At 45.3% G+C, this 23714-nt stretch carries 24 protein-coding genes; 13 read left to right on the top strand and 11 right to left on the bottom strand.

The window, feature by feature from the left end:
* Nucleotides 1-48 precede the first annotated feature (48 nt).
* Together QUA53_RS21705 and thiS are read left to right on the top strand one after the other, a co-directional pair.
* Nucleotides 49-1131, top strand: a complete 1083-nt coding sequence (locus QUA53_RS21705; RefSeq protein ID WP_333099316.1) for a thiamine phosphate synthase — start codon at nucleotides 49-51, stop codon at nucleotides 1129-1131.
* Nucleotides 1132-1228: 97 nt separating this feature from the next.
* Entirely contained in the window at nucleotides 1229-1441 is a 213-nt protein-coding gene (thiS, locus tag QUA53_RS21700) for a sulfur carrier protein ThiS (protein WP_015176890.1), read from the top strand.
* Between the two features lie 202 nt (nucleotides 1442-1643).
* On the opposite strand, the gene rpmA is transcribed toward thiS, so the two are convergent.
* Entirely contained in the window at nucleotides 1644-1931 is a 288-nt protein-coding gene (gene rpmA / locus QUA53_RS21695; protein ID WP_194070535.1) for a 50S ribosomal protein L27, read from the bottom strand.
* A 27-nt stretch (nucleotides 1932-1958) separates the two neighbouring features.
* Nucleotides 1959-2351, bottom strand: a complete 393-nt coding sequence (gene rplU, locus QUA53_RS21690; protein WP_333036112.1) for a 50S ribosomal protein L21 — start codon at nucleotides 2349-2351, stop codon at nucleotides 1959-1961.
* Between the two features lie 297 nt (nucleotides 2352-2648).
* Here rplU and QUA53_RS21685 point away from each other — a divergent pair, with 297 nt between their 5' ends.
* Nucleotides 2649-5564 carry a pentapeptide repeat-containing protein gene (locus tag QUA53_RS21685; protein WP_333099315.1) on the top strand — a complete coding sequence of 972 codons (2916 nt, stop codon included), beginning with the start codon at nucleotides 2649-2651 and terminating at the stop codon, nucleotides 5562-5564.
* A 169-nt stretch (nucleotides 5565-5733) separates the two neighbouring features.
* Here QUA53_RS21685 and QUA53_RS21680 read toward each other — a convergent pair whose 3' ends face one another.
* The 3 genes from QUA53_RS21680 to QUA53_RS21670 all read right to left on the bottom strand — a co-directional run bounded on the left by QUA53_RS21680 (nucleotide 5734) and on the right by QUA53_RS21670 (nucleotide 7868).
* The gene (locus QUA53_RS21680; RefSeq protein ID WP_242716252.1) at nucleotides 5734-5949 is read right to left on the bottom strand and encodes a hypothetical protein; all 216 of its coding nucleotides are present in this window, start codon (nucleotides 5947-5949) and stop codon (nucleotides 5734-5736) included.
* 324 nt (nucleotides 5950-6273) lie between these two features.
* Complete coding sequence (locus tag QUA53_RS21675; RefSeq protein ID WP_333099313.1) at nucleotides 6274-6783, bottom strand: DUF3122 domain-containing protein; 510 nt, start codon at nucleotides 6781-6783, stop codon at nucleotides 6274-6276.
* A gap of 110 nt (nucleotides 6784-6893) precedes the next feature.
* Nucleotides 6894-7868, bottom strand: coding sequence for a hypothetical protein (locus QUA53_RS21670; protein WP_333099311.1), 975 nt, complete (start codon nucleotides 7866-7868; stop codon nucleotides 6894-6896).
* Nucleotides 7869-8486: 618 nt separating this feature from the next.
* Between QUA53_RS21670 and QUA53_RS21665 the strand changes: the two genes are divergently transcribed.
* Nucleotides 8487-9392, top strand: a complete 906-nt coding sequence (locus tag QUA53_RS21665) for an AraC family transcriptional regulator (RefSeq protein WP_333099309.1) — start codon at nucleotides 8487-8489, stop codon at nucleotides 9390-9392.
* Between the two features lie 153 nt (nucleotides 9393-9545).
* Entirely contained in the window at nucleotides 9546-11072 is a 1527-nt protein-coding gene (locus QUA53_RS21660) for an NB-ARC domain-containing protein (protein WP_333099308.1), read from the top strand.
* A 16-nt stretch (nucleotides 11073-11088) separates the two neighbouring features.
* Here the strand turns inward: QUA53_RS21660 and QUA53_RS21655 are convergent, their stop codons facing one another.
* Both QUA53_RS21655 and glpK read right to left on the bottom strand, forming a co-directional pair.
* Nucleotides 11089-11457, bottom strand: coding sequence for a c-type cytochrome (locus QUA53_RS21655; protein ID WP_333099307.1), 369 nt, complete (start codon nucleotides 11455-11457; stop codon nucleotides 11089-11091).
* A 74-nt stretch (nucleotides 11458-11531) separates the two neighbouring features.
* Nucleotides 11532-13019: a glycerol kinase GlpK gene (glpK, locus tag QUA53_RS21650; RefSeq protein WP_333099305.1), complete on the bottom strand. Its 1488-nt coding sequence runs from the start codon at nucleotides 13017-13019 to the stop codon at nucleotides 11532-11534.
* A 98-nt stretch (nucleotides 13020-13117) separates the two neighbouring features.
* Between glpK and QUA53_RS21645 the strand changes: the two genes are divergently transcribed.
* Nucleotides 13118-13702 (top strand): endonuclease dU, encoded by a 585-nt coding sequence (locus QUA53_RS21645; protein WP_333099304.1) that lies wholly within the window; start codon nucleotides 13118-13120, stop codon nucleotides 13700-13702.
* Between the two features lie 128 nt (nucleotides 13703-13830).
* Here the strand turns inward: QUA53_RS21645 and QUA53_RS21640 are convergent, their stop codons facing one another.
* Nucleotides 13831-15033 carry a hypothetical protein gene (locus QUA53_RS21640; protein ID WP_333099303.1) on the bottom strand — a complete coding sequence of 401 codons (1203 nt, stop codon included), beginning with the start codon at nucleotides 15031-15033 and terminating at the stop codon, nucleotides 13831-13833.
* A 314-nt stretch (nucleotides 15034-15347) separates the two neighbouring features.
* On the opposite strand from QUA53_RS21640, the gene QUA53_RS21635 reads away from it, so the two are divergent.
* From QUA53_RS21635 to QUA53_RS21620, 4 genes are all read left to right on the top strand, one after another.
* Nucleotides 15348-15551, top strand: a complete 204-nt coding sequence (locus QUA53_RS21635) for a hypothetical protein (RefSeq protein WP_333099301.1) — start codon at nucleotides 15348-15350, stop codon at nucleotides 15549-15551.
* A gap of 425 nt (nucleotides 15552-15976) precedes the next feature.
* Nucleotides 15977-16462: an allophycocyanin subunit alpha gene (gene apcA / locus QUA53_RS21630; protein WP_015176901.1), complete on the top strand. Its 486-nt coding sequence runs from the start codon at nucleotides 15977-15979 to the stop codon at nucleotides 16460-16462.
* 176 nt (nucleotides 16463-16638) lie between these two features.
* The gene (gene apcB, locus QUA53_RS21625) at nucleotides 16639-17124 is read left to right on the top strand and encodes an allophycocyanin subunit beta (protein WP_006634930.1); all 486 of its coding nucleotides are present in this window, start codon (nucleotides 16639-16641) and stop codon (nucleotides 17122-17124) included.
* 265 nt (nucleotides 17125-17389) lie between these two features.
* Complete coding sequence (locus QUA53_RS21620; protein ID WP_006634929.1) at nucleotides 17390-17593, top strand: phycobilisome linker polypeptide; 204 nt, start codon at nucleotides 17390-17392, stop codon at nucleotides 17591-17593.
* Nucleotides 17594-17704: 111 nt separating this feature from the next.
* On the opposite strand, the gene QUA53_RS21615 is transcribed toward QUA53_RS21620, so the two are convergent.
* Nucleotides 17705-18127, bottom strand: coding sequence for an EamA family transporter (locus tag QUA53_RS21615; protein ID WP_333099300.1), 423 nt, complete (start codon nucleotides 18125-18127; stop codon nucleotides 17705-17707).
* Between the two features lie 36 nt (nucleotides 18128-18163).
* On the opposite strand from QUA53_RS21615, the gene QUA53_RS21610 reads away from it, so the two are divergent.
* A complete protein-coding gene (locus tag QUA53_RS21610; RefSeq protein ID WP_333099298.1) occupies nucleotides 18164-19384 on the top strand; it encodes an FtsW/RodA/SpoVE family cell cycle protein in 1221 nt (406 codons plus the stop codon).
* A gap of 417 nt (nucleotides 19385-19801) precedes the next feature.
* Here the strand turns inward: QUA53_RS21610 and QUA53_RS21605 are convergent, their stop codons facing one another.
* Nucleotides 19802-19942, bottom strand: a complete 141-nt coding sequence (locus QUA53_RS21605) for a hypothetical protein (protein WP_333099335.1) — start codon at nucleotides 19940-19942, stop codon at nucleotides 19802-19804.
* An 85-nt stretch (nucleotides 19943-20027) separates the two neighbouring features.
* On the opposite strand from QUA53_RS21605, the gene QUA53_RS21600 reads away from it, so the two are divergent.
* Nucleotides 20028-20498, top strand: a complete 471-nt coding sequence (locus QUA53_RS21600; protein WP_333099296.1) for a hypothetical protein — start codon at nucleotides 20028-20030, stop codon at nucleotides 20496-20498.
* Nucleotides 20499-20722: 224 nt separating this feature from the next.
* Nucleotides 20723-22762 (top strand): CHAT domain-containing tetratricopeptide repeat protein, encoded by a 2040-nt coding sequence (locus QUA53_RS21595; RefSeq protein ID WP_333249071.1) that lies wholly within the window; start codon nucleotides 20723-20725, stop codon nucleotides 22760-22762.
* Between the two features lie 18 nt (nucleotides 22763-22780).
* On the opposite strand, the gene QUA53_RS21590 is transcribed toward QUA53_RS21595, so the two are convergent.
* Nucleotides 22781-23434 carry a Crp/Fnr family transcriptional regulator gene (locus QUA53_RS21590; protein WP_333099292.1) on the bottom strand — a complete coding sequence of 218 codons (654 nt, stop codon included), beginning with the start codon at nucleotides 23432-23434 and terminating at the stop codon, nucleotides 22781-22783.
* Nucleotides 23435-23714: the final 280 nt, after the last annotated feature.

Below are 23714 nucleotides of genomic sequence, written 5' to 3'. Positions count from 1 at the left end.
ATATAGCGGGTTGATTGGTAAGATTAATTATAATTAGGGTGGTTCTGAATGACCGACAAACAAAACAGAACTTTACCGGCACAGCCAGCCCTCTGCCGGATTTTAGATGCAAATTTAGATCGATCGCGGGAAGGGTTGAGAATTATTGAAGAATGGTGCAGGTTTGGTCTCAACAACGCCGATTTAGCTGGCGAGTGCAAGCAACTGCGTCAAGAATTGGCTGCTTGGCACGTCGCAGAACTTCGCAGTGCTAGAGATACGCCGGCCGATCCGGGTACGGAGTTGACTCACCCGCAGGAAGAGCAGCGTTCGAGCATTCAGCAGCTACTGGAGGCGAATTTCTGTCGGGTGGAAGAAGCTCTGCGGGTACTCGAAGAATACGGCAAAATTTACGATCGGAATATGGGCGGAGCTTTTAAGCAGATGCGCTATCGGGTTTATACTCTCGAAAGCAATTTGCTGGCTTACCGGCGCTACCAGCAGTTACTTCGATCGCAGTTATACCTTGTAACTTCGCCGAGAGACAACTTGATGGGAGTCGTGGAAGCTGCTTTGCAAGGCGGACTGACTTTGGTGCAGTACCGCGACAAAAGCTCAGACGACGGCGCAAAGCTGGCTAACGCGCGCCAGCTTTGCGAACTTTGTCACCGCTACGATGCTTTGCTGATTGTGAACGATCGCGTGGATTTGGCCATTGCAGCGGATGCCGACGGCGTACACTTAGGGCAGGGAGATTGGCCTGTGGCGGAAGCGCGCAAGTTGCTCGGCCCGGGACGGATCATCGGTCGTTCTACTACGAATGGCGAGGAAATGCAGCGAGCTATTGAAGAGGGAGCCGACTACATTGGAGTTGGGCCTGTTTATTCCACTCCGACTAAACCTGATAAACAGGCGGCGGGTTTGGACTATGTGCGGTATGCTGCTGATAAGTCGCCGATTCCGTGGTTTGCGATCGGCGGAATTGATATCAACAACCTCGATGAAGTATTGAATGCCGGAGCTCAAAGGGTTGCCGCAGTACGCGCGATTATGGAAGCAGAACAGCCTACTTTAGTCACGCAGTTTTTCATCTCGCAGTTGATTCGGATGGAGAATCTGAAAGCTCAAAAAGCTTTGCACGGAAAAAGCTAGGTTTATTTGCGATTTTTAGGGCGGGTTTAGCACAGGAAATCTGTGCATAAAATATAATTTTGTTACCAAACCCGCCCTAAAAACAGATATTTTACTGATGATAAATCAAATTGCGCTGCAAGTTAACGGAGAAACCCGCAATTGTGCGATCGACACACCGTTACCAAAATTACTAGAACAATTGGGATTAAACCCGCGCTTGGTGGCTGTGGAGTACAACGGGGAAATTCTGCACAAACAATTTTGGGAAACTACACAGATGCAAGAGGGCGACATCTTAGAAGTTGTCACAATTGTCGGGGGAGGCTAGCCACAAATAGGTGACAAATTAAGCCTCTAGTCCGCCAGGGAATTCATTCCCTGGCTAATAGCTAAAGTCCTCTCAAGAGGACTAATGAGTTCTTCAGTCCTCTTCAGAGGACTTTAGCTTTGAGGCAGGGGATGAAACCCCTGTCGGACTATCGGTTCTACGTTAAGTTATCAAAAATTCAGACGAACCTAGGAACGTAGAATTAAACTGCGACAGCTTCAGCCACAGGTGCTGCTACAACAGGATAAATGCTGACTTTCTTGCGAGTTTTTCCTTTTCTTTCAAAAGTCACCACACCGTCAATCATGGCAAACAGAGTATCATCCCTGCCGATACCAACATTATTACCAGGGTGAACTTTAGTGCCGCGTTGACGGATCAAAATGTTGCCAGCTTTGACAACTTGACCGCCGTACTTTTTGACACCCAGACGCTGAGAATTAGAGTCGCGTCCGTTACGTGTACTGCCTGTACCTTTCTTGTGGGCCATAATATCCTCAACTGTATTTACTATTTTTTATTCTGAATCAGTTTCGGCGGTTTGGGGGGTTTCAACAACTGCTTGAGTTAAGTCTCTGGCTGCTAAGACTGTACCGTTGACGCTAATCGAGTCAATCATAAAGCGAGTTGTTTCTTGACGGTGCCCTTTTTTCTTCCGAGTTTTCTTTTTCGGCTTCATCTTGTAGACGAGGACTTTGCGGCCCCGGAAATGCCGGAGAACCGTTCCTTCTACTGTGGCATTTTCTAGTAGAGGCTGGCCGATATGAACCTCGCCTTCGTGCTGGATCAGAAATACTTTGTCTATGGTGACTTTGGATTCAGCTTCAACGTGAAGCAGTTCGATGTCGTAGAAGCGGCCTGGTTCTACCCGAAATTGTTTGCCGCCGGTTTCAATGATTGCGTAAGTCATGGGATGGTTGTTGAGATTGCCGTACAGGTAGCTGATGAGTCATGGGTCATTGGTCGTTGTGGACTTTTGACTGCTGACTGCTCTCCAGCTTTTGGAATGTCTTAACCTGATCCGAGCCGGATTTAGACAGACAATCTACTATTATTGCGGATTGTTGTAGTTTTGTCAAGGTAAAAGGCACTTAATCTTTTCTAATTGTTAGTTTGAGAACAGATTTGTGGCGACGAACTACGGAATGCTTACAGAGTTAAATGTAGATTTTCTCAGATTCTCTCTTCTGAAATAGGGCAGGTAAAAATGGCAAATCGCATTTGGAAATTCTTAAATACTGATATCAAAGAACTGTGTTCCGCCGAAGCAGCGGAGGGAATCGGAGAAGCTGGGAAAACAGCCGCCGAATTGGCAAAAATGTTCAAAGAACAAGGGCTGGACAATAGCAACTTACTGCTAGAGGTTTTGAACTCTCCCTTAGCTCAAGTTGTGGGAACTGGATTACCATTTATCGGGATGGCGGCGAAAATGCTGGCGTTTTTTATAGAAAAAACTCAACAGCAGCCGACTTTAGCTGAGTGCATTTTCCTCGTCAGTCAGGCGGCTTATCTGGAAAGTTTTAAGGAGGTTCTTGGACAAGACGATAGTCTGTTAAATCGCATCGGGCAAACTCCTGTTTCCGATGGAGTTAAGCAGTTGCTTGAAAAATTGGCAGATTTAGAATTGAACGATAAAGCAGCCAAAGAAACTGTTATTTGCTTTCGCGATTCGATGTTAGCCACGGAATTTAACCGAGTGCTGTCAGAGCGGCTGCAACAAGCCGGACTCAATGCCGATGAAGCTCAAATTTTGACAAAGAGAGTTGCTGCTAATACTCACCGCTATTTAATCGAAGCTTGGGCAGCTTCCGGCGATGCCATGAAACATCTTGGACAGCCTTCTATCAGCGAATGGCGTGAGGAACAGGAGAAATATTACAGCATTAACAACTACCTGCAAGAACAAATTGCCTCTCTACCCCTAGAACTCGTATTTGCAGAAAATTTTGCATTCAAGGATATCTACGTGCCTCTGAAGGAAAAGCCACTTGATGCAAATGGTAAGCCCATAAATAATGCAGAAGCTTTCGATTTAGAAACTTGGGCAAAAAATTTGCTTGAGAATGAAAAAAAACAAAATCGGGTGATGTTTGTCGAAGCTGGGCCCGGACGCGGTAAAAGCGTTTTTTGTCGGATGTTTGCTGACTGGGTGCGACAACATTTTCATCCAGTTTGGACGCCCGTGTTAATTCGACTGCGATATATTCCCAAATTGCAAAATAGTTTCCCAGAAACGCTAAAAAAAGCAATTAATGCTGGTTTTGCTAGCGATGACGGCTGGTTGACAGATAGAAACACGCGATATTTGTTTTTCTTGGATGGCTTTGACGAGTTGCTGATGGAAGGGAGAAGCAGCGGCGGTTTAAAGGAATTTCTCGAGCAAGTAGGACAATTTCAGCGGGACTGCGCTCAGAATTCGGAAATGGGACACCGGGTTTTGATTACTGGCAGACCTTTAGCTTTGCACAGTGTTGAAAGGCAAATGCCGGATAATCTGGAGCGCGTCGGAATTCAGGTAATGGATGACGAACTACAGCAGCAGTGGTTGAGCAAGTGGGAAACACAATTAGGGGCAGAAAAAACCTCAGCTTTTCAGCATTTTTTGCAAGATGAATGTTGTCCAGAACAGGTCAAATCAGACTTGGCGCGAGAACCGCTCTTGCTTTATCTGTTAGCAGCGATGCACCGAGATGGAGAGTTGAAAATTGACGATTTTCAAGGAACTAACAGCACTCAAGCAAAAATTTTAATTTACAACAAAGCTGTGAATTGGGTACTCACAAAACAGCGGTCTGAAAAGGACAATCGCAAGTTGACAGAACTGGAAATAGAGGATTTGCGGCGCATCCTGAGAGAAGCAGGGTTGTGCGTGGTGCAGTCGGGAGAGGAATGCGCTCCTGTAGCGATGATTGGGGAACGATTGAGAGAAGACAACTCGGTTAAAGCATTACTTGAAGAAGCACAAAAACAGATTGGCGATAATCCTCTGAGAAATGCTTTGGCGGTTTTTTATCTTCAGCAAGGCAGTAAAGAAGGTTCTGTGGAGTTTGTACACAAGAGTTTTGGTGAATTTCTGTGTGCGGAACGATTGAAAGAAAGTCTGGAAGAGTGGACGGAACCGGGAAAGAAACGTAGAGAATTTAATACTCAAGACTCTCAGATGGACTGGGAGATTTATGATTTGTTGGGTTATGGGCCGCTGACAGAAGAAATTGTGGAATATTTGATGGGGTTGTTAACAACTCCGGCTCTTGCAGGGAAGGAAAGTCTGTTTCGCCCTGTGGAGTTATTCCAGCGTCTGGAGGATTTTTATCTGCGGTGGTGCGAGGGGGAATTTATTGATATGCTGCCGGAAAGCTTGCCTCAGAAGAAGATGCGCCTACTGCGAGATCAATTGAAAACCCAAGAATTGGGACAGCGACAAATAGATGTTTATGCTGGTTTGAATGTGATGATTTTGCTGTTGGAGTTGCACCGTTACGGTCAGGAGACACCTGAATTCAAAGACAAAATAGTGTTTTATCCTTGTGGGAAACTTAATGCTGGAGGTACACTTGACGATGCAAGTCGGTTGTTGTGTCTCATCGGTTATAGCTGTTGTATCGGGAATTTGGGCTTTGTCCAAACAGTTGGGAGATTTCTCAGCAGCGCAAACCTCAGCAGCGCAAACCTCAGTGGTGCAAACCTCAGCGGCGCAAACCTCAGCGACGCATACCTCAGCGCCGCAAACCTCAGTGACGCATACCTCAGCGGCACAGACCTCAGCGGCGCAGACCTCAGCGGCGCTGAGCTTTCCGGCGCAAACCTCAGCTACGCAAACCTCAGCTATGCAGACCTCAGCTACGCATACCTCAGTGGCGCAAACCTCAGCGATGCAGACCTCAGCTACGCCGACCTCAGCTACGCAGACCTCAGCGGCACATACCTCAGCGGCACATACCTCAGCGGCACAGACCTCAGCGGCACAGACCTCAGCGGCGCAGACCTCAGCGGCGCATACCTTAGCGATCGCACTTTTGGCGATGTCAAATGGAACGAGAATACAAAGTGGGAGAATGTTCGAGGTTTGGATACAGCCGTTGATGTTCCAGAAGCGTTAAGCCAACAGCTAGGAATGCAGTAGAAACATTTTTCCAGGCTTGGCGTATCATTTTTATGAACAGGCTTTCCGGCCTGTTCCACAAAGAGTGAATTTTCTTGTGGGGTGGGCCCGAGAGTCCGCGCCCGAAAGGCCGATCGACCTTCGTATGTCGATCGACCTTATTTTATCCAAAAGGTCGATCGGACGGGATTCAAGCCGTCACAGAACATTTGCGCGATCGTAACAATTCCAAAGCTTGCTGTTTCACCCTACCCTCCATCACCTCTTTTTGCAAATTAATAAAAGCCTCAAAATCTTCTAAGCCGTACTTAGTCATCTGCAACTGCTGTCGCAACTGTTCTTCGGCCTCAACCGTTAAGTAACCTGTTGCCAAAGCTTTTCGGACAATTTTACTGATTAAAGTCATAGTAGCTTCACCCTGAATACACCTACGTTAAAACACTGAAGTTTTGTCAACCGACTAACTCAGCTTTTAGTTTGTTTCATAATTACCCTTCAAATTGGTTAAATCTACCTTAAGGTCTATGTAAATAAAGTTATTTTTGATACATCCCTGAAGCTTGAGCGATTTTAAATCTACAGTGCGATTAATTGATTTATGTAGTTTTTGCCCTACTCTATTATTCTTCAATAACGTTAAATCTACCTTAAGGCATAATTTAAACATAGCGATTTGTGACATTGGAAATTGTATGGACTTTAAATGTAGACACAAATTAAATTGGTATAATTAATTTCTGTCTAACAACAGTCGCCATTCTCTGACAGCAAAAGGAGGAACCAGCAATTGTGTCTCATTTTGATTTTTCACGGGCAAATTCAACTGCAAAGGTCGATTACTTTCCAATTGTGTAATTATTGATTTGAAATCGTATTCTCCGACATTAATTGGCAAACCCGATTCGTTCCAAATATCATTAGCATTGCCAATTTCGCGCTTGCCCGCAGCAACTTTCAGCGGAACCGGGTGCTGCAATTCTGTTCCGGGAAATCCTACTAATCTCAGATTTAAAGACTTTACTACTCCCGACTTTACTCGCTTGTACAAAACAAATTGCCATGCTTTATCGTCTGTATCACGCAGGCTTTGTACGGATCGGAACATTACTGTCTCAGCAGTTTCGGGATATTTGTGAATCGAGGCGAAAGCGGGCGGGCTAACCGCTAAGATTAGATACAAACACAAGCTAATTACAGTTAAAGCCTTGAAAAGCGAAGGTTTTGTACTGAGATTGTTCATAGGATGACCAAAATATCGCTTGTTACCCAAAAGTTTAATAGATAAAAAAGTAGGGTGCGTCGCACGCACCCTACTACTCATTTTAAACCTAGATGAATCCAACTGCCTGCTTAGGCGGGAAGAGCATAAAAAGCAACCCCCTCATCCCGGAAATCTGACCTCCCCTGTACCGCCCGCCGCTGGTTTGGGTCTGCGGTGAAAAAGTGTGTAATATTTTGCGGATTTTCCCGTTCCCTCGCCAGGTTGGTAAAACGAAAGACGGGTATCGCACCCGAAACAGCCGTGTTATATGAATTGAAAGCGTCTCCGTCAGCACGGAACTGCGGTAAGTTGTCGCGAATAAACTGTATGTCAGTAGGTTTATTCGTATAGAAATAGGTTCCTGATGCTGTATTGAAGAAGCGTTGAACCTTTGCGTTACCGTTGGCTGGAGCGATAAATTCATCGCCTTCACTCTGGTAACGAAAAGGGTTGTTTAGTCGGTCATTTTTCTCTGTCGGGTCTGTGGTATAAAAATGCCCTCCTGCCGCCTTGTCAAAGAAACGCGCGACGGGAAGATTGCCTGTTAGAGGGTCCCCGCTACCGCCCCCGATGATGTTGCCTTGTGCATCTAAAGTCGCACCTGTTATGGGGTCTTTCAAGGCGACATTGCCACTGGGAGTGGAAACCTGTAATGTGAAAGGCTCAGGAAGTGATGTTAAGGTCTCAGGGCTAGTCACGCGGACTACATAGTCCACACCAGGCTGACTTCTAAGCGGGGGAGCAGGAAAAGTTGGTAGGTCACCAACACCCGGCGCTATTTTTGAGTTGAGGCTGCCGCCGCTATCATCATCCTGAGCAACAAGAATACCCCTATCAGCGACATTCGCACCCTTGCTGCCTTTGAATACCTGAAAGACTTGCACGTAAGGGTCATAGCTACTGCCCACATCATTTTTAAAAAGATCGATTGATATTGGCTGATTAACTAACTCTACCTCTAAGATGTAATCTTTAGCGCGAGTTGTTGTATCAATAGAACCCAAGGGAGGTATGATAATCTTGTCAGTTGCAGTTAGCCGATTGGTCAGTTGAATTGATGCCATTTAAGCTGTCCTCTTAACTTTTTTGATAGCAGGTGTTATAAAATACTGCCTTCTACATTTATAAAACACTCAAGACCGATAAGTTACCTAAGAGCTATTAGTATTTTTATTAGGTATTTTTGTGAGAAATACACCAGATTAAAATTATTTCTTTAAATTAAATTAATAATTAACAATACTTAGCGGGACTTAAACAAAGTTTATCTTGAAAATAGGCTCAAACCCATTCGCTATAATGGTTTCAGATCGTTTTTTTTTGCTATTCTGTTACTACAACTGGTTTGAGCCTCCATTACCCGGAGCGAGCTAAACTATTTACCCACAGCGGAATACAAGCCGATTTTAGTCAGCAATTTGTTTAAGTCCCGTTAGGAAAGTTTTTGAATGAAAGCCTAAAAATGCCATTCTACCGTTTGTATCGGGGCTTGATGAAAGCCTGAAACCCTGATTATATAGTTAGCGATTGAAAACTATCCTAAGTGTTATTTATAGAATTAGTCCGCCTATCTACTAAATTTGGCATATTATACAGAAAGTTTCCGTATAACTCGTAGTTATACCGATGAGGTAGCTACTGGAGAAAAATTTTATCCATAGGGATTGGAAGGACTTAAAAAGATGCTAACAGAAAGACCTTTAGCTGTTGATTATTCTCAACAAGATGCAACTTCAAAGTTTGTTCAGCGCCCGCTCGTTCACTCCAGTCATGACGCGGGATGGAAAAATATTCATCTAGCACACTATCAACTGCCTGCAATGGAAATTCCTGAAACATCTGGTTCTCAACATATAATTTGTCTTCCATTTTGGAAGGAGCCAACAGAAGTGGAATTAGCCTTTGATGGTAAGCGTCACCTAGTGCAGCATGACCGGGATGAAACGGGTTGCATTGAAATACTTCCTGCTTACGCACCTATTAAGGCTAGATGGAGTCAGGAAAATGATATCACTCACTGCTACCTTGAGCCTACATTTCTTAATCATGCCGCCTATGAGTCAGTAAACCCAGATCGAGTTGAAGTTAATCTGACGCTTAAAAAACCCGATCTGCTAGTTTGGCAAATTATCTTAGCACTGACAGCAGTATTGGAAAACGATCCAAATAATAGTTGCTTTTATGCGGATTCAATGGCGACGGCTCTAGCGGCTCATTGCTTAACATATTACTCAACCCGTAAGCATACTCTGATGGAATATGAAGACGGCTTGTCAAAATACAAACTGAAGCAAGCTATTGAATACATCAACGAGCATTTTAGTGAAAATGTCTCGTTAGCAGAAATTTCAGCCGAATTAGGTATGAGTCAATACTATTTCTGTCGCTTGTTTAAGCAATCGACTGGAATGACTCCTCATGCCTACTTAATTCAGCAACGAGTAGAGCGATCGAAGCAACTATTGAAGCAGACAGAATGGACAATAAACAATATTGCGATCGAGTGTGGCTTTGCCAATCCCAGTCATTTTGCAAAGTGCTTTCGCCGATACACAGGCATTTCACCTAAACAGTTTCGCATGATTTAGCAAGATTGTGTTCTAATCGCAAGGAAGTGTTCGACTTGAACTGGCAAAACAGATTAAAGTCGCTTACAAGGTGGCATCAGGTGCATCTAACTTTTTCCGACGGAAAAAGTAGCTGTATCGAGTTGACGGGGTGTTTACTTATTATGAATATACATGACACAGCGAAATAAACTTTTGCAAATACCAGCACAGAAATTTATAGAGGCTGCGGCTGGCTGGAATCTCGAACAGTTATATGCAGACTTGACAGCAGCCAAACAAGAGTACGCCAGCAGTAGAAAGCAGCGACTCACTCCTTTAGAAAAAACTTACCTGCGAGGATTGCTTTGCAATTATAGTCCGGTGGAAATCGCCGCCGCACTCCACCGCGAATGTGCCGGTATTAGAGTAGACTTATCGAGAGGGCTGTATCGCTACATTCAAGTTTTGACGCTGCAACAACCGAAAGACTGGAAAGAAATCCCAAAAATGCTAGAAATACGTGGTTATCAACAAAAGGGTAGTGGAAAAACATTCCTTCCTACATTGAGAAATTCTACTCAAACTCCCCAAACTCCCATCGAAAATCGAACTGAATGGGGGCTAGCGGTGGATACGTCTATTTTCTGCGGGCGCACAACAGAACTTGCTAACTTAGAACAATGGATTTTACAAGAAAACTGCCGCTTAGTTGCTGTATTGGGTATGGGTGGCATTGGCAAAACTGCTTTAGCATCTAAGCTAACAAATCTGATTAAACACCAGTTTGAGTGCTTAATTTGGGTCAACCTCAGTCATGCACCTGTGTTGGCAGATACTCTGGTCAATTTAATCGAATTTTTATCTGATAAACCGCAAAGCGATTTAGATAAATTGCAGTTCATTACTCAGAATAAAAAATTTTTTCAAGCTGCGAACTCGCAGCTTGAGTTTTCCCTGGAGAACCTAATCGCTTCCACAAATGCAATAGAACAGACAATCATCGCTGATGGTATCCAGCGCCTGATTCAGTGTTTACAAAAGCGTCGATGTTTGATAATCTTAGATGAGTGGGAAGCTGTTTTCTGCACTGATCAGTTAACAGGAAATTATCGAGAAGGATATCAAGTGTATGGGGAATTTCTGAAACAAGTAGGAAAATCGCAGCATCAAAGTTGCTTGCTGTTGACAAGCTGCGAAAAACCTAAAGAAATTGCTGCGTTAGAAGGTCAAAATCAATCGGTACGGTCATTGAAATTGGGTAGTTTGGGAGAAGCGGCTGTGGAAATCCTTAAAAACAAGGGTTTGTCTGAAGAAGGTGAATACTCACAATTGATAGAGGCATACAGCGGCAATCCTTTAGCGTTAAAAATAGTAACGACAACTATTCATGATATGTTTGGGGACAGCATTGCTAACTTTTTAAGAAATGAGCTGTTTCTGGGAGATTATAGCGATACGTTATCTCGGCAATTTAATCGCTTATCAGAATTAGAAATCCAGCTATTACACTGCATGGCGAAAGAAGTCAAGCCTGTTGGTTGTGAAAATTTGCACTCCGATATTCAGCAAGAGAGGGGTTTAGAATTGCTGAAGGCGTTAGAATCGCTTTTACGACGATCGCTAATTGAAACAGTCCCAGCCGAAAGTGAAACTCTGTTCGCGCTTCAACCTGCTGTAAAGAAATATCTGATGTCTGTGGCAAGATTGCCTAAGCTATAAATAATCAACCGAGGTGCTATTTCCAATCGGTTTCGGCTTGGGATAGCACGTAAGCTGAAACATCGATAATTTGTTGTTTCGACAAACGATCTTTGTAAGCGGGCATAATACCTTTGCCGTTGGTTACTAAGTTGGAAATGTTGGCGATTGAATCCATGCCGTATTTTTTCAATGCTTTTTGTTTCAAGTTTTTGCCACGCTTGATAATGTTGGTGCCGTTGATGTGACAGCCTGCACAGTTGGCGCTGAAAACTTCTGCTGCGGTGGGATTTGTCGCTGTATCTGCGATCGCAATTTGGGAATTAGTGGCGATTTCTACAAATGCCAGTGTCAGTATCAATAGAAAGGTGGTGAGAGTTTTTTTAAAGTTCTTTAGGGAAATCATCTATTTGCAAGTTGAAAAATAGTGCGGGATTTAAGGATATCACTAAATACGGATTTTGGGGTTAAATCAGCGATTTATTCTTCCCAATCGAATGTGCGGGAAACTGCTTTTTTCCAAAAGCGATATTTTTGCTCGCGAAGTGCGATCGGCATTTTCGGCTCCCAAGTACAATCCACCGCCCAATTGTCGCGCAATTCGGCTAGCTGACTCCAAAAGCCCACCGCCAAACCAGCCGCATAAGCCGCACCAAGTGCAGTAGTTTCTGCTACCACAGGTCGCACCACAGGCACTCCCAAAACATCGCTCTGAAACTGCATCAGCGTGTGATTTCCCACCATACCTCCGTCTACTTTTAAAGACAAAAGCTGCACTGCTGAATCCTGATTCATCGCATCCAATATTTCCCGCGTTTGCCACGCTGTCGCTTCCAATACTGCGCGGGCAATGTGTGCCTTAGTCACGTACCGAGTTAAACCTGCAATTACTCCCCGCGCGCTGTCTTTCCAATAGGGTGCGTAGAGTCCCGAAAATGCCGGTACAACGTAAACTCCCCCACTATCTTCGACTGTATTTGCTAATGTTTCTACTTCAGCAGATGTGTTGATGATGCCCAAATTGTCCCGCAGCCACTGCACTAGAGCTCCGGCGATCGCAATACTGCCTTCCAAAGCATACACAGCGGGCGATTCCCCCATCTTGTAGGCGACTGTTGTTAGTAATCCTTGCTTTGAAGGGACGATCGCCTCACCGGTATTCAGCAGCATAAAACAGCCCGTGCCGTAAGTATTTTTCGCCTCCCCCAGACTGAAACAAGTTTGCCCGACCAGGGCGGCTTGCTGATCGCCCAAAGCAGCAGCAATTGGAACACCTGCAAGCAATCCTTTTGCAGTTCCAAAAACTTGACTGGAAGGGCGAATTTCTGGCAGCATCTGGCGGGGAATTGCCATTATTTCCAAAGTTTCGGCATCCCAATCGAGAGTTTGCAAATCCATCAGCATCGTGCGGCTGGCATTGGTAACATCGGTAATGTGCGCGCCGCCAGTCAGGTGCCAAATCAGAAAAGTATCGACATTGCCAAAAATCGCCTCCCCTCGATCTGCAGCTTCCCGCAATCCTGGAATATTGTCCAGCATCCACTTAATTTTCGGCCCGCTGAAATAAGTTGCCAGCGGCAAACCGCATCGTTTTTGAAATCGATTTTTGCCCTCAACCTCAGCTAATTGATCGCAAATAAAGCGAGTGCGGGTATCTTGCCAAACAATCGCATTTCCGTAAGGTTTGCCAGTTTTTCTGTTCCAAACAATAGCAGTTTCGCGCTGGTTGGTAATACCGAGAGCAGCAATATCTTGCGGGTCGATATCGCCTATTTCGAGGGTGTTTTTAATTACGCTTTGAGTGCGCTGCCAAATTTCATCGGGATTGTGTTCAACCCATCCTGGTTGCGGATAGATTTGCTGGTGTTCTTGTTGGTTGCTGCAAATTATCTGTCCCAGGCGATCGAATATGATAAATCTGGTGCTGGTGGTTCCTTGGTCGATGGCTGCTACGTATTTTTTTGCCAATTGTCTAAAACCTTTTTAGTAATGAGATATTTAACGTATATGATACTATGTAAGACACAACCTAATCTCAAAAACTTTAGTTTAGGGAACTCCACAAGTTGAAACTGGCAGATTTGCTCAGGCTCGATCGCACAATTAAAGTTATTGGCTTTGACGACGCTCCCTTTTCTCGTACAAGCGGGAGTCTGGTATCGATCGCAGGCATAGTCTGCGGGGGAACTCGATTTGAAGGAATGGTGTGGGGACAAGTCCTCCCAGACGGATTAGATGCCACGGATGCTATTTCTGGGCTACTCCTCGGAGGCAAATTTCTGCCGCAATTGCATCTGGTTTTGCTAGACGGAATAGCTTTCGGCGGTTTCAATATTATTGACCTTACCGAGTTAGCATCGCGGCTACAAATTCCTTGTGTTGCTGTCATGCGCCGCCAACCAAATTTAGCTGCTGTTGAAAAAGCCCTCCGCCATTTACCCGACTCGGAATACCGTTTAGAATTGTTGCGCCGCGCTGGGAAAATTCACGCTTTTGAACCTTTCTTTTTTCAAGTTTGCGGCGAACAACCGGAAGTAATAGCGAGGGTTCTTCAGCGTTTGACAGACACTGGTAAAGTTCCTGAAGCTTTGCGTTTAGCTCATTTGATTGGTGCGGCGGTAATTAATGGAGTTAGCAGCAGTTCTGCTTGAATTATTGTTAAGAACGGGCAAGATGCCCGTTCCACAAAGAGTAAGTTTTTGGGGGTTGGGATCCTGCGCGCCCATGAAAAGCTTATTGTAAATGATGTTATTCGATGAGTTTTTACCTACCTACTTACTTACACAATTTCGCCGTCAATTTCACCGAATTCAATTTGAGTTCCCAATGCCAAAGTCAGGGTACTTTCAGGTTCTACCATTTTTATATCGCCTTGAATGTCTGTAGCCCACCAAGCGCGATCGCACAAATTTGTCAATCCTAACGAAAGCTCGTTTCTCGATCGAGAAGTGACTATAGCTACAAGACCGTTAGATGCTGCGGCTGTTAAACTCGGTATGTCAGAGGTAAATAGTTGAGTTCCCGCACTCAGAGGAATAACTCGACTGGCTAATTTTAGAGATAATTTGCTGCTAGTAAAAGAATTTACTGCGGGCTGATCTGATATAAAGGTAGGCGGAATATTTGCTGGTGTTGGCGCTGGCAAGTCAGAGTTTCCTACTGTAATTGTACAGTTACCGATTCTCTTTTGGTCGCCCGATCGCAAATAACTGACCGCCCCGCTATCGACATTCTCGCAAACAATTTGACCTGCTTCCAATTGAAACCGCATGGCCAAGGGCGAAACATTAGGAATGCAGATAATAGACAAATTTTCATCACTGCCAAAAGTCACTGGTTCCGAACCCAGAGTGAGAGTGCGATTTGCTCCGGTATCGTAACTAATTACCAGCCAAGCTTTGTTAAACAAAGTTTCTGCTACAACTAGCATAATTCCAATCCAAAAACCGATCGCAGCACAGCCAGCTAAGCGGCCTGCGGTACCAGATAGATTGTAAGCAAACAGAATAAACAAACAGCCGCCCAAAACTCCTCCAACACCGCCGCCTCCCGTGCCGCGAAGCGCTCCCAAATTAGGAATCCGCTGTGCAAGTCCCAGTCCTAACAAACTGCCAGCTATTCCCCAGCAAATTACTCGTAATAATTCGTTGTTTCCGTCGCCAATTCCGCTGTAAATACCTTCGGCGATCGCCCCAGAAATCGCTCCTGCTATTAAACCAAACAATCCGCCATTTTTTAAAGCCTGTTTAATTTGAGGCTTGCCTTTGATATAGTAATAATAGCCGAACATGATAGCAGTAGCAATACCACCGCCTACCAATCCAAACCAGCGACCTGTAGACAATACACTGTCAAAAAAAGATTCCGAACCAGGGAGTCGCTGCATGAAAGGTTCGGTGATGAGATTGCCGACGAAACCGCCGACAGCACCGCTAATCCCAAACTGCAAAGCTTTTTTAACGGCTGATAGATTTCTTTTCACGGCGCACCAGATTAAAAGTGAGAGTCAAATCTAGCTACAAGCTCGAAAGTTACGATTTCCGATGATTCTGATATCTGGCATCGCGATCGAGAACAGGGCCGACGGTCTGTTGCACAAACACAAAGAGTGAGTGTTCTTATGGGTAGTAGGAGTTGGGCAGGAGCCATGGGTGTCAACTTAAGCTTTTAGTCCGCCAGTCTTCCCGCTCACCCGGCAGTCCTAAGCGGGAATTCATTCCCGCTTAGGACTGCCGGTTTTACCTTAAGTTGACAGGCCTTGGACAAGAGATCCCGCCCGTCCACGATTTATTGAGAATGGTGCAAGATGTGAGACGATCGCACATCTCCCCCTCTGTCTCCCTTTCCTCTCAGCAAGAAGTCTTTGACCCTCGTGCCGTCGCCCGCCACAATTTCCCCTCTATGCTGGATCGGCTGCAACCCTTGCTGCCAGATAATTTTAGCAATTTTTTGAGCCGTGAAATTTTAACGCAGAACACCCTAGCGAGGGCCCAAATATGAAAAGGAATGTTACAAACTATTACAGTAACACTCAGAATGTGAACATAATGCCTCAAAATACTTGCGAGAGGTAGTTGTGTCAGAGAAGCAATATTCTTACTAACTGCCGGACAGTCACTCGATCGCCACTAAGTGGCCTGCTGCAATCTCGATCGTAAATTAAAGATCGCATCAGTCATTTATGGTATTGTAAGCGACAGGCTTAGTGCGAGCACTCACAACCGCACCGGCGTGAAGAACCAGCGCCGTTAAGCACCGAAGGCAGTCACCCACCAACAACTTCAACAGTTGCTGAGTGTGGAAAGTCCAGCCTTCCCCGTCAAAGCTCCTGCCTGAGCAGGAAAGATACGGGACGCAAGCGCCCGCCTTCGCTAGCTCAGCGCAGAGCAGTTCATATAGCAAAATATCCAGCGGGTACACACAAGATGAGTATCGTCACCAAATCAATCGTCAACGCAGACGCCGAAGCTCGCTACTTGAGCCCAGGTGAATTAGATCGGATCAAGAGCTTTGTCACCTCTGGTGAACGCCGCGTCCGCATCGCCCAAATTTTGAGCGAATCCCGCGAACGCATCGTCAAGGCAGCAGGCGACCAACTTTTCCAAAAGCGCCCTGATGTTGTTTCTCCCGGCGGCAACGCTTACGGCGAAGAAATGACCGCAACTTGCTTGCGCGACCTCGACTACTACCTGCGTTTGATCACCTACGGAATCGTAGCTGGCGACATTACTCCGATCGAAGAAATCGGTATTGTCGGCGTCCGCGAAATGTACAAATCTCTCGGCACCCCGATTGAAGCCGTCGCCGAAGGCGTTCGCGCTATGAAAAGTGCAGCAAGTTCGCTGCTGTCTGGAGAAGATGCTTCCGAAGCTTCCTCTTACTTCGACTACGTTATCGGTGCGATGCAGTAAGGAATTTCGATTTTAGGTTTTCGATTTTAGATTGAAAAATTGGGGGTTGCCGGCAACAAGTTAAAAGCTTTTGCAAATAACCAGCCATTTAAAAATCTTAAATCCCAAATCCCAAATTCCAAATTCTAGCTCCAAAATTGGACTGACTCAGCCACTTTCTAGGAAACAAGACAACCATGCAAGACGCAATTACCGCCGTTATCAATTCCTCTGACGTTCAAGGTAAGTACCTGGACATCAGCGCTCTAGACAAGCTCAAGAATTACTTTGCTTCTGGCGAACTGCGCGTCCGCGCCGCTACAGCCATCAGCGCCAATGCAGCCACAATCGTCAAAGAAGCAGTTGCTAAGTCTCTGTTGTACTCTGACGTAACTCGTCCCGGCGGCAATATGTACACCACTCGTCGTTATGCAGCTTGCATCCGCGACTTGGACTACTACCTGCGCTATGCCACCTACGCTATGCTAGCTGGCGACCCTTCCATCCTTGATGAGCGCGTGCTCAACGGTTTGAAAGAAACCTACAACTCCTTGGGCGTGCCCATCGGTTCTACCGTACAAGCAATCCAAGCAATGAAAGAAGTCACCGCCGGTTTGGTCGGTTCTGACGCTGGTAAAGAAATGGGCGTCTATTTCGACTACATCTGCTCTGGCTTGAGCTAAGACTCAGGAAGAAGGAAGAAGGAAGAAGGAAGAAAGAAGAAGAAATAACATTTATTTCTGGCGTCTTTTAACTTTTAACTTTGGACTTGTTACCTTTGGCTTTGAAAAGAGGTCAGGGAAGTTGAGAGTGATTGCTAGACCGTCAAAGGCTTGTCGAGAAAGCCCGACGAGTTTTAACGAGCTAGTCTTGACTCCTAACTCCCTGCCTTCAATCTTTAAAAAATCCATCTAATAATCTGTAAACCTACTCAGGAGTTAGTTTCCCATGAGAATGTTTAAGGTGACTGCTTGCGTCCCAAGTCAAACCCGCATCCGCACTCAGCGCGAATTGCAAAATACCTATTTTACTAAGCTTGTTCCTTACGACAACTGGTTTCGGGAACAGCAAAGAATTATGAAAATGGGCGGCAGAATTATTAAAGTGCAACTGGCTACCGGTAAGCCCGGAGCTAATACAGGTTTACTTTAAGAGCCGAAGCTGGATTAGTAGAGGGGTAAGAGGTCGATCGCGACCTCTTTTTTGTTGTTATAGTAGAAGGATGAATGTCCAAAGTTGTTAATCTAATCATTGACCAATATTTCAATAAGCAGAAAGTATAACTGCGATTATCGCTAAGAAAACAGCAAGCATTTGTGGTAATGTAATAGCCTCTTTTAAGAATAAAGACGATAATAATATAGTAATCAGCGGGTAGATAGACGTAACACTCACTACATTGGCAACTTCACCTTTACCAAGGGCTATAAAAAATACTAATGATGCCACCGTGCCACAAACGCCAACTAACATGGCAAACAAAATTCCCCTAACATCTCCCTCAAAACTAAAATTATTAGTTTGGATAATAATAAATAAAGTACTTAAAATAGCGCCAATTACTTCATAAACAAAAGCAGTTTTGTAGTCAATATATTTAGTCGCTAAATTGCCAAAAAATCCCCACAAACCATATAATAGCGAACAGATTAATGCGTAAATTAACCAATCTGGTACTTTAGCCATCTTTGTTAGAGTTTATTGAGATCATTCTAAAATCCTATGGCTAACGACATTCGACGCTTGATTCCATTTTTTGACCCCAGCGCGTCTCAATGGGCCGCTGAGGCCCGGTGGCTCAGGTGGCTGACTTTTCTGTGGCTGTTTGTTGGGCTGACAGCATTGTTTTCGGCTTCCTATCCCATTGCCAATTATGAATTTGGAGACGGCCTTTATTATTTTAAACGACAGCTAATCGCAGTGGCGATCGGGCTGGCCGGTTTTAACTTGATGGTGTACTCCCCACTGCGCTACCTGATGAAAACATCTCAGTTAGGCGTTTTGTTGCTGCTGGGATTACTGTGGCTGACCTTGGTTCCGGGGGTGGGAACCACAATCAACGGGGCGACTCGCTGGATATCTCTGGGTCCGGTTCCGATTATTCAACCTTCTGAGTTGATTAAGCCGTTTTTTGTTCTCCAAAGCGCCCGCATTTTCGGCAACTGGTCCCGGTTGACGAATAAAGTTCGCTTAACTTGGCTGTTAATTTTCGGCGCAATGCTTTTGGGAATTTTGTTGCAGCCCAATTTAAGTACCACGGCTTTGTGCGGGATGACTTTGTGGTTGGTGGCTTTGGCGGCGGGCTTACCTTACTTGCAGTTGGGCGCAACGGCTATGGGGGGAATGCTTTTAGCCGTTTTAAGTATTAGTTTTAGGGAATATCAGCGCCGCCGGATTATGTCTTTCCTCAATCCTTGGGCTGATCCGATGCAAGACGGCTATCAGTTGATTCAAAGTCTCCTGGCTGTGGGTTCTGGGGGCATTTGGGGTGTGGGTTTGGGGATGTCCCAGCAAAAGTTATTTTATTTGCCTATTCAGTACAGCGATTTTATTTTTGCTGTGTTTGCTGAGGAGTTTGGTTTGGTGGGAGGTTTTTCCCTGCTGCTGATGTTGGCGGCTTACTCTACTGTGGCTTTGAGAGTAGCGATGAAGGCTAGAAATAGTGAGAGTCAGTTGGTCGCGATTGGGGTGATGGTGGTGATGGTGGGACAGTCGCTGCTGAATATTGGGGTGGCGACGGGGGTTTTGCCAACTACGGGTTTGCCGCTGCCGTTTTTTAGTTACGGGGGTTCTTCGATGTTGGCGAGTTTGTTGTTGTCGGGGTTGCTAATTCGGGTGGCTAGGGAGAGTTCTGAGGCTGATGTGGTTTCTTTGGACGGCCTCCGTGGAAAGTCTGGAAAGCCGAAGTTACGATCGAACAACGGCACCGCACAAACCGAATAATTTGTCAAGTTATTTCCTAAACTCGCGGATAATTAGAAACCGGGTTTTTTAACCACAATATTTGCTTAAAACCTTCAATAAGAGTCAAAAAACCCGGTTTCTTTATCTTCTGCTGCGGTATCATTCCGCGCGATCGACTATTTCCGCCCGTCACCTTTATTTGGCGGTTCTTCTTGTTGTTCTTGAGGTTTAGCTGTGATCTGAGTTAATTCTTTTTTGTCTGGTTGCGGTGTTTCTTGAGTTGAGTTAGCCATTGAGTTTTGTCCTAAATAGATGCACCGCTTAATGATATCTTTTCCGGCTACAAATGTGTTGCTGTAGATAGGGGGAGGAAAATCAAGACAGACAATTCTGATGCAATTCGATTTTGGCTTTAATATTAGACAGCATTATGTAAATGCAAATGGCGGTCGCTTGCTATACTGCTGGAGGGTGGCAGCCAAAAAAATCGGAGGCGGACGCAAAAACACCTTTGTTAAGAATTAAATGCCGAGATCGATCTCGAATGATTAACCCTTGCGGCTGCAATTTTCCCAGCATTCGCGTTACTGTTACCAGAAAGAATTGGTTTAAAGCCGGAACTGCGATCGGGAGAAATTAAAAAAAGACTATTCATTACTCCAATCCTCTTCCTTCCAGGTAGATGTCGCTATCTTGCGGTCAACAGTCAACAGTCAACAGTCAACAGTCAACAGAACCGCGTCATGCAAATCGCATTAGCAATATCTTGATGTGTCAAGCGGATATTCAAACCAGAGGGCTGTCAAAAGTTATGAAACTGCAAAAAATTGGATTGTCCGGACTCATCTCAATCTTAGCGGCGCTGACTATAGGTGAGTTTCGGTTTATCCCTAACTCTCAATTTAAAATCATCAATTCTCCGGCCTTGGCTCAAACTCAAGCTCAGCGGAAAGCCGAAGCAGACCGACTGTTAGACCAAGGGCGTCAGCAGTATCAGATTAGTCAATTTCAAGCTGCATTGCAGTCTTGGCAACAGGCACTAATAATTTATCGAGAAATTAAAGACCGCCAAAGCGAGGGGAAAGCTCTGGGAAACCTGGGAGTTGCTTACGATTCCCTCGACGACTACGCCAAAGCATTGGTGACAAGTTAAAACTTAATTGCATTTGTCAATCAGTAATATTACTCAAAAAAACTGCTTTTTGAGGAGTGGAAAATTCACGATTTGAGAGGGAGTAGGTATAAATATCACCCTCGGCAGGATTCCTCGATCGCCCAAATCTCAGTTTTATGCCCAAAATCCGAGTAAATGTTGAGCATAATTGCTGATTGACAAATGCTTTCTTAGCTTAACTTGTTACCAATGACGCCAAAGCCATTGAGTACGCTCAGCATTCGTTGGCGATCTCCAGAGAAATTAAAGACCGCCAAAGCGAGGGGAGGGCTCTGGGAAATCTGGGAGCTGCTTACCTTTCCCTCGGCGACTACGCCAAAACGATCGAGTACACCCAGCAGTTGTTGGCGATCGCGCGAGAAATAAAAGACCGCCAAAGCGAGGGGAAAGCTCTGGGAAATCTGGGACTTGCTTACCTTACCCTCGGCGACTACGCCAAAGCCATCGAATACCAACAGCAAAAGTTGGCGATCGCGCGAGAAATTAAAGACCCCGAAAGCGAGGGGAAAGCTCTGGGACATCTGGGAACTGCTTACTTTTACCTGGGCGACTACGCCAAAGCCATCGAGTACCAACAGCAAAAGTTGGCGATCGCGCGAGAAATTAAAAACCGCCAAGGTGAAGGAGTGGCTCTGGGACATCTGGGAACTGCTTACCTTTACCTGGGCGACTACGCCAAAGCCATCGAGTACGCTCAGCAGTCGTTGGCCATCGCGCGAGAAATTAAAAACCGCGAAAGCGAGGGGACGCATCTCAACAATCTAGGAGTGGCTCTCTCCAACTCTGGCAATCTCCCAGCAGCAGAGAAAACCCTACTTGATAGTATTAAAGTTTTGGAATCTCTCCGTGCTGGATTAGACGATGCCAATAAAGTGTCAATATTTGAAACCCAAACTAACCCCTACGTCAATTTACAACAAGTCTTCATTGCTCAGAAAAAAACTAACGACGCTTTAGAAATTGCCGAACGGGGTAGAGCTAGAGCTTTTGTGGAGTTATTGGCATCTCGCCTTGCCGCATCTGCCTCTGCCACAACTACTATCAACCCCCCCAATATCCAGCAAATTCAACAAATCGCTAAAGAGCAAAACGCTACCCTCGTCGAGTATTCAATTATTAAGCATCAAGCCCTTTATATTTGGGTAATTAAGCCAACTGGTGAAATTACCTTTCGCTCAGTTGACCTCAAATCTCTGAACATCAATCTACCCGAAGCCACCGAAGGGACCAGAGTATCTGCTGCTACCGGGAGGAGAGGATTCAACGAGCAAGATACAGCCTTAGCTGAGATGATTCGCGGCACTCGCGAGGCTCTGGGTGTATCGGGGGACACTGCCAATCGACAAGCGGCTAATCGCCCTGATTCTACCCCTGCTAATTCTCGCATAATCTACCCCAAATTACAGCAAAGTTATCAACTACTCATTCAACCCATTGCCGATCTTTTACCTACTGACCCGAATGCTCCTGTCATCTTCATTCCCCATCAATCCCTGTTTTTAGTTCCCTTTGTCGCCTTACAAGATCCGACAGGTCAATATCTGATTGAAAAACATACCATCCTCACCGCTCCCGCCATTCAAATTTTGCAGTTAACCCGCCAATCACGGCAAAAAGTCCAACAAGTTTCTCTCCAGAATAACTTAGTTGTAGGCAATCCAATTATGCCCAAAATTGGCATCCCGCCGCGCCAATTAGAGCCCTTACCGGGCAGTGAACAGGAAGCAATTACAATTGCCCAACTTCTGAATACTAAACCGATTACAGGCGCTCAAGCGACTAAAGCATCGATTGTTCAACAGATGCTAAAAGCCCGGATTATTCATCTGGCAACTCACGGATTACTCAATGAAGTGAAGAGGCGAGATTTACCGGGAGCGATCGCCCTTGCTCCATCAGGAAATGATGACGGATTGCTGACTTCGAGCGAAATCTTGGATTTAAAATTAAATGCTGAATTAGTGGTATTAAGTGCTTGCAATACTGGCAGAGGAAAACTCACAGGTGATGGCGTGCTTGGGTTATCTCGTGCTTTAATTAGTGCTGGTGTTTCCAGTATTATCGTTTCTCTGTGGCCAGTACCCGATGCTGCGACAGGGGAATTAATGGCAGAATTCTATCGCCAGTTACAGAAAAAACCGAATAAAGCTCAAGCTTTGCGGCAAGCAATGCTGATGACAATGAAGATGCACCCAACTCCGCAAGATTGGGCGGCGTTTACGCTGATTGGCGAAGCAGAATAAGATTTTTTTCGGCGCTTGCTACACAGCTTGGGGGTTGCAGCCAAACAAATCCGACCTGGACGCAAAAACATCTTTGTTAAGAATTAAATGCCGATCGCCATCTCGACTGATTAACCCTTGCTGCTGCAATTTTCCCAACATTCGAGTTACTGTTACCCGCGTCGTGCAAATCGCATTAGCAATATCTTGATGTGTCAAGCGGATATTCAAACAAGTTCCCTCAACCACAGGCTGACCGAATTCCTGTTGCAATAATAGCAGTAGCTGATACAAACGGTCATCTACTCGCCGCTGTCCGGCGATCGCTAAAATTGCTTCCATTTGTCGCAGTCGCCTTACCATTTGAGGCAGCAACTCGTGAGACAATTGAGGAGAAGCTTCGATTTCCACCATAGAATACCACATCAAATAAATATCTGATGTCGCCGTAGCTCGGTAAGTTTGCAAGCTTGTCAACCACAAACCGAAGCACATCGAAGGCCCAACCCAACCCAAAAGTCCTTCTTCTCCGGTTGGATAAAGCGTACTCAGTTGTGCTAGACCTTGACAGACTCGCCAAAGGCCATGCGACATCATAGGAATGGTTTCGCCCTTGGCATAAAAATGCAAGTTTCGAGTCGCTCCTGTGTTATGCTGGACTTCCGCTAAAAGTGCTTTGGATGTTGGTGGCATATCCGTTATTTCCAGCTAAAAAACATTTGTCTGAGACCTACGCCTCTGAACTTTAGCCGGCCAAGGTAAAGGTTTGGTAATCGTCTGGTTAGCGGCAAGATAAGCTTTAGTCATTAGTTGTGAGTTGTTATAAAATAACTGAGCGCACGCTGGCTTGTGTAAAATAAATGGACTCGTTATTTGTGGCATTTCAAATATAAATTTATAGTCATTTCAAATAAAAAAGAGACACTATTGAGCGCAGTAGGCACAGATGAGTTCATCTAAAGATGTGCCAGGA

This window comes from Microcoleus sp. Pol12B3, assembly GCF_036701355.1.
Taxonomy (GTDB): domain Bacteria; phylum Cyanobacteriota; class Cyanobacteriia; order Cyanobacteriales; family Microcoleaceae; genus Microcoleus.
The sequence above is the reverse complement of the archived record's forward strand: the minus strand, read 5'-3'. Positions and strand labels throughout refer to the sequence as shown.

What these genes read in the sequence shown, in the direction of transcription:
- QUA53_RS21705 (WP_333099316.1), top strand. Translation starts at nt 49, where the DNA reads ATGACCGACAAACAAAACAGAACTTTACCGGCACAGCCAGCCCTCTGC.
- thiS (WP_015176890.1), top strand. Translation starts at nt 1,229, where the DNA reads ATGATAAATCAAATTGCGCTGCAAGTTAACGGAGAAACCCGCAATTGT.
- rpmA (WP_194070535.1), bottom strand. Translation starts at nt 1,931, where the DNA reads ATGGCCCACAAGAAAGGTACAGGCAGTACACGTAACGGACGCGACTCT.
- rplU (WP_333036112.1), bottom strand. Translation starts at nt 2,351, where the DNA reads ATGACTTACGCAATCATTGAAACCGGCGGCAAACAATTTCGGGTAGAA.
- QUA53_RS21685 (WP_333099315.1), top strand. Translation starts at nt 2,649, where the DNA reads ATGGCAAATCGCATTTGGAAATTCTTAAATACTGATATCAAAGAACTG.
- QUA53_RS21680 (WP_242716252.1), bottom strand. Translation starts at nt 5,949, where the DNA reads ATGACTTTAATCAGTAAAATTGTCCGAAAAGCTTTGGCAACAGGTTAC.
- QUA53_RS21675 (WP_333099313.1), bottom strand. Translation starts at nt 6,783, where the DNA reads ATGAACAATCTCAGTACAAAACCTTCGCTTTTCAAGGCTTTAACTGTA.
- QUA53_RS21670 (WP_333099311.1), bottom strand. Translation starts at nt 7,868, where the DNA reads ATGGCATCAATTCAACTGACCAATCGGCTAACTGCAACTGACAAGATT.
- QUA53_RS21665 (WP_333099309.1), top strand. Translation starts at nt 8,487, where the DNA reads ATGCTAACAGAAAGACCTTTAGCTGTTGATTATTCTCAACAAGATGCA.
- QUA53_RS21660 (WP_333099308.1), top strand. Translation starts at nt 9,546, where the DNA reads ATGACACAGCGAAATAAACTTTTGCAAATACCAGCACAGAAATTTATA.
- QUA53_RS21655 (WP_333099307.1), bottom strand. Translation starts at nt 11,457, where the DNA reads ATGATTTCCCTAAAGAACTTTAAAAAAACTCTCACCACCTTTCTATTG.
- QUA53_RS21635 (WP_333099301.1), top strand. Translation starts at nt 15,348, where the DNA reads ATGGTGCAAGATGTGAGACGATCGCACATCTCCCCCTCTGTCTCCCTT.
- apcA (WP_015176901.1), top strand. Translation starts at nt 15,977, where the DNA reads ATGAGTATCGTCACCAAATCAATCGTCAACGCAGACGCCGAAGCTCGC.
- apcB (WP_006634930.1), top strand. Translation starts at nt 16,639, where the DNA reads ATGCAAGACGCAATTACCGCCGTTATCAATTCCTCTGACGTTCAAGGT.
- QUA53_RS21620 (WP_006634929.1), top strand. Translation starts at nt 17,390, where the DNA reads ATGAGAATGTTTAAGGTGACTGCTTGCGTCCCAAGTCAAACCCGCATC.
- QUA53_RS21615 (WP_333099300.1), bottom strand. Translation starts at nt 18,127, where the DNA reads ATGGCTAAAGTACCAGATTGGTTAATTTACGCATTAATCTGTTCGCTA.
- QUA53_RS21610 (WP_333099298.1), top strand. Translation starts at nt 18,164, where the DNA reads ATGGCTAACGACATTCGACGCTTGATTCCATTTTTTGACCCCAGCGCG.
- QUA53_RS21600 (WP_333099296.1), top strand. Translation starts at nt 20,028, where the DNA reads ATGTCGCTATCTTGCGGTCAACAGTCAACAGTCAACAGTCAACAGTCA.
- QUA53_RS21590 (WP_333099292.1), bottom strand. Translation starts at nt 23,434, where the DNA reads ATGCCACCAACATCCAAAGCACTTTTAGCGGAAGTCCAGCATAACACA.